The organism is Syntrophorhabdaceae bacterium (assembly GCA_035541755.1).
In the GTDB taxonomy this organism is placed as follows: Bacteria; Desulfobacterota; Syntrophorhabdia; order Syntrophorhabdales; family Syntrophorhabdaceae; genus PNOF01.
In genome coordinates this window covers 1-5,061 of sequence record DATKMQ010000175.1, presented here as the reverse complement: position 1 = coordinate 5,061, position 5,061 = coordinate 1, and the positions used below count along the sequence as shown (strand labels likewise).

Sequence of the window (5,061 nt, the reverse complement as noted above, 5' to 3'; positions counted from 1 at the left end):
GAGAAGCCCTGTGGATAGCCGCTGTGGGCTCTTTCATTGCCGGCACGCTGGGATGTGTCGTGGTCTCGCTCGTAGGTCCCGGTATAGCCAAATACGCACTTAAATTCGGCCCGGCCGAAAATGCGGGCCTGCTCTTCTTTGCCCTTACTACCCTGGTAAGTCTGTCAGGAGGGTCGATCATCAAGGGATTTATCGCCGGAATAGGGGGTCTTGTTCTCGCGTCCGTGGGTACCGATCCAATGTCTGCTACAAACCGGTTTACCTTCGGCTCCACAGGCCTCTCCAGGGGTCTGGAAATAGCCCCTATCATTGTGGGTCTTTTCGGAATTGCGGAAATGCTCTCCGGTGCAGAAGAAGGGATCGGCAAGATATACGAGGGGACCTTAGGAAAGATGATGCCACGAGGCAAGGAACTGGCTCGCGGTCTATGGGCGTCTCTCAGGGGCACCCTTCTTGGCCTGCCGCTTGGTTTCTTCCCGGGTGTGAGCGGCGTAATGGTGACGTTTCTCGCCTATGACATAGAAAAGAAGATCTCCAAAACACCGGAAAGATTCGGGCATGGGGCCATCGAGGGTGTTGCGAGCGTGGAGGCCTCGAACAACGCGGTTGCGCAGACGAATTTCATTCCTCTCCTTTCGCTTGGCATCCCTGTCGGTCCGTCCATGGCGATCATCCTTGCTACGCTCATGATCCACGGCTTGCAGCCTGGACCACTCCTCTTTGTGCAACAGAAGCAGTTCGTCTGGACGGTGATAGCGAGTATGTATATAGGCAATGTTATGCTGCTCGTCCTGAATCTGCCGCTCGTTGGTCTGTGGGCCCGCATTAGCACAATCCCTTATAAGTATCTTGCCCCTGCCATCTTTGGCCTCTGTGTTGTCGGCGCCTACTCGGGACGCAGCACCATGATGGATGTCTGGATCGCCATCGGCGCCGGCGTGCTTGGTTACTTCATGAAGAAAGCCCGTTGGCCCATTGCTCCGCTTGCCCTGGGGTTTGTGTTAGGACCCATGCTGGAGCTTTCGGTCAGGCAGTCCGTGGCGTCGGGAGGTCTGACGATCTTCTTTGCCCGGCCTGTTGCCCTTGCCTTTATTGTCATTGCCGTCTTAGTTTCGCTCGTTCCCTTGATGACAAAGAAGAAAGTGCCCATGGGTGAGAACGAATGAATGAACAGCAAGGCTCTGGTCGCGATCGAGCAATAGGTGGTATGTATGAAGTAAGAGGTCCGATCTATTGAAGTTGAAGAACAAAGTTGCACTCATTACAGGCGCCGGATCAGGGATTGGGAGAGCGAGCGCACTTCTCTTTGCCGGTGAAGGAGCACGTGTGATAGTAGCAGATATTGCAAGTGAACCGGCGGAAGAGGTTGTTCGTATAATAAGAGAGCGAGGAGGAGAAGCAATTTTTGCTCAGGCTGACGTCGCATCCTCGGCGGAGATTGCTTCTATGATGAGCTTAGCAGAGAACCGTTACGGCAGGCTCGATATTCTGTTCAACAATGCGGGTTTTATCTCCAAACCCTTGGACGAGATCACCGAAGAAGAATGGCGTAGGGGAATTGACGTCATGCTTACCGGACCGTTTCTTGCCAGCAAGCTTGCCATTCCCATCATGAGAAAACAGGGCGGTGGCAACATATTAAACACGGGGTCCATAGGATCTTTGAGTGCGGGCGGAGGAAAGAGCCCCCTTTACAATCTCGAAAAGATGAGCCCCGCATATACCGCGGCCAAGGGCGGTTTGCTCCTTCTGACAAGGTTTCTCGCCCGGGTTCTCGCTCACGACCATATACGGGTGAACTGCATTTGCCCGGGTTCAGTCGACACTTCTATTCTGGCATCAGCAGACAGGGATTACGATATGAGCCTTTTCTCACGGACTGCCCATATACCGATGGGAAGGCTGGGGAGTGCAGAAGAAATCGCCGCCGTGGCATTGTTTCTCGTGTCAGATGACGCGTCCTACATCACCGGGGTCGGCTTACCCATAGACGGTGGTGTTCTGGCGTAGCCATGGTGATCTCAGCGTTGAAGTAATATGCATCAGGTTGCATAACCAGGCGTTCGTAAAGATGAAGAGGGGGCGATGCGATAAGAATGGCAAGTGAAATCCTGCAGGGATACAGAGCACTTGATTTAACAGATGGCAAGGGCTTCTTCTGCGGCAAGATCCTGGCCGATCTGGGAGTGGACACGATAAAGATAGAACCGCCTGGCGGTGATCCATGCCGCAACAAGCCGCCGTTCTATCATGGCCTATCTGATCCGGAGAAGAGTCTCTACTGGTTCGCGTACAATGCCAACAAACGGGGCATCACCCTTGATCTTGAAACTACTGAAGGAAAGGATTTATTTAGAAATCTCGTCGAAGGTACGGATTTTGTCTTAGAGTCGTTTCCGCCCGGCTATATGGCGAGCCTTGGCCTTGATTACCCGCATCTGGCTTTGATTAATCCCGGGCTTATCATGACCTCGATCACGGATTTTGGTCAGACCGGTCCTTACTCGAACTACAAAGGCTCGGACCTCGTGGTGCAGGCCTTGGGATTGATGCTTAGTCAGATGGGGGATGCCGATCGCGCGCCTGTCCGGATTACCCTTCCGCAGGTATATATGCATGCCTGCGTGGAAGCCGCGGAGGCGGCGATGATCGCCCATCATCACCGGGGTCTTACCGGTGAAGGACAACATGTAGATGTGTCGGCCATGGAAAGTGCTATATGGTCTACGAACTGGTCCCTGCCCACCTGGGATGCATCTAAGACGGAGGTGAAAAGACTTGGCACCTCGACCGCATTTGCCGGGCGAGAAAGCCCGCAACTCTGGGAATGCAAGAATGGCTGGGTCGTCTTTACGCTACAGGCTGGAATCATCGGCGCCCGGTCTAATCCCAAATTGACAGAATGGATGGCGAGCGAAGGGATGGCGCCGTCATTCATGAAAGAGAAAGACTGGGCGGCGTGGGACTGGATGAAGTCAAGCCGGGCTGAAATCGACTCTATCATTGACGCAATCGGCAAGTTCTTCCTAACTCACATGAAAGAGGAGATTGAGGAGCAAGGGCGAAAGAGGGACATCATCGTTTACCCCGTGTCCACCATAGCCGATATCCTGAACAATATGCAGCTTCAAGAACGCCAATTCTGGACGCAGATCCATCATGATGAATTGCAAGACACGCTCGACTATCCGGGTGCGTTTGCGGAATTCTCAAAGACGCCTATCCATACATGGCGCCGAGCGCCACTCATTGGGGAAGATAATCATGAGATTCTTGGTAGTTTATCCGTGCATTCTGCTGACAACAGGTCGGCGCGACAGGGAAACGGCACCCCGGGGCACAAGAGCGCATGGGAAACCGGCGTAGGGGCACTCAATGGACTGAAAGTTGTGGCTTTCGTGACCGAAGGGGTTGGCCCTCTCCTCACCAAGAGTCTGGCCACGAACGGCGCCACGGTTGTTCTCGTGGAAAGCACAAAGAGACCGGACGGTACTCGACTCCGGTCTCCATTCAAAGATAATGAGCCCGGAATGGAGAGAAGCTATCGCTTTGCCGCAGCGAATAGTGACAAATACGATATAACTATCAATCTCAAGCACCCGCGTGCCCGGGAAGTTACGAGGAGGCTTATTCAATCTGCCGACGCTATCATAGAAAACTTTAGGCCCGGGGTGATGGAAGGTTTCGGCTTAAGTTACGAAGCGGTGAGGGCTATTAATCCTTCCATTGTCATGATGAGCCTTACCTCTCAGGGACAGACAGGCCCCTATCGTTCCATGGCAGGTTACGGGCCTCATCTGGCCGGTTATTCCGGTTTTACGGCACTCGCCGGGTGGCCCGACAGGTGGCCTGTCACGGTCGGTCCATATACCGATATGATTGCTCCTCACTTCGGTGTGGTTGCGCTACTCGCGGCCCTGGACTACCGCAGGAGAACTGGGGAAGGGCAGTATATAGACCTTTCACAACTTGAAGCGTCCCTTCACTTTCTCTCACCGGCTGTCCTTGGCTATATTGCTAATGGCATGATACAAACACGCAACGGCAACAAATCCCCTTACGCGGCCCCTCACGGAGTGTATCGTTGTAGAGGCGATGACAACTGGTGTGCTGTGGCCGTATTCACAGATCCGGAATGGAAGTCCTTTTGTGGAGTCATCGGCAACCCTCAGTGGACTGAACGAGAAGAGTTCGCCAGTTTGCCGGCGCGAAAAGAGAACGAAGCAGAACTCGACCACCTCGTAGAACAATGGACGCTTGAACACACGGCCGAAGAAGTGATGGAACTTTTGCAACGGGGGAGGGTGGCGGCAGGCGTAGTTCGAAACGCGGGAGAGATTATCGAGAACTGTCCTCAGCTTAAGCATCGCCACTTCTTCTGGAAATTAGAGCACCCGGAAATAGGGGTGATGAACGTGTTCGGCAGCGGCTATAAGCTTTCCAGGACGCCGTACAGAATAGCGCGTCCCGCCCCGCGTCTCGGAGAGCATACCGAATATGTGTGTACCAGGTTTCTGAAGATGCGAGATGACGAGTTTCTCACACTCTTTGCTGAGGGTGTTTTTACCTGATGGGCATGTAAAGTTGTGGTGCATTTCGACCAATGAGAAGGTCAGCCGGATGGAGACTGCCCTGGCGAAATACTTATAATGGCAATATCGTAGATGCCAACCGTGCAGGATAGTCCTTCTCTTTTGTTTAGGTTCTTGAGTGGCGGCGACCTATAAGCGGACTTCCCATGAGGGCCCGTCAAAGTCTTTTCAGCCGGGGGCTGACAGGGCAGGGGATTCGGTGCGTCTGCTACGCAAGCCAAAGCTTGCCTTTTGCCGAACCGATCCTGTGCCCTGTTGTGTCGGACGTTTTGGTCAGAAGCGATAGCCTATGTTTAAGGTAGCATGCAAACCTTCGATCCTGAAGCCGGTATCGACGGGGATTCCCATCCATGATCCGCTCAAACTCGCTTTGGTTGTCCAAAGATACTTACCCTCCAAACCAAGAAAAAATTCTTTTGTTATGTTGTACGTCATTCCCGCGCCCACGAAGCCGCCTGCAACGATCGAG

4 protein-coding genes are annotated in these 5,061 nt (G+C 53.4%); 3 read left to right on the top strand and 1 reads right to left on the bottom strand.

The window, feature by feature from the left end:
- The 3 genes from VMT62_17430 to VMT62_17420 all read left to right on the top strand — a co-directional run.
- Positions 1-1,166 (top strand): tripartite tricarboxylate transporter permease (locus VMT62_17430; GenBank protein HVN98211.1); only part of this gene is annotated, 1,166 nt, incomplete at its 5' end.
- Positions 1,167-1,233: 67 nt separating this feature from the next.
- Positions 1,234-2,010: a glucose 1-dehydrogenase gene (locus VMT62_17425; GenBank protein ID HVN98210.1), complete on the top strand. Its 777-nt coding sequence runs from the start codon at positions 1,234-1,236 to the stop codon at positions 2,008-2,010.
- A gap of 86 nt (positions 2,011-2,096) precedes the next feature.
- Complete coding sequence (locus tag VMT62_17420) at positions 2,097-4,571, top strand: CoA transferase (protein ID HVN98209.1); 2,475 nt, start codon at positions 2,097-2,099, stop codon at positions 4,569-4,571.
- Between the two features lie 294 nt (positions 4,572-4,865).
- On the opposite strand, the gene VMT62_17415 is transcribed toward VMT62_17420, so the two are convergent.
- On the bottom strand, positions 4,866-5,061 hold a 196-nt coding region (locus VMT62_17415), incomplete at its 5' end, for a hypothetical protein (GenBank protein ID HVN98208.1).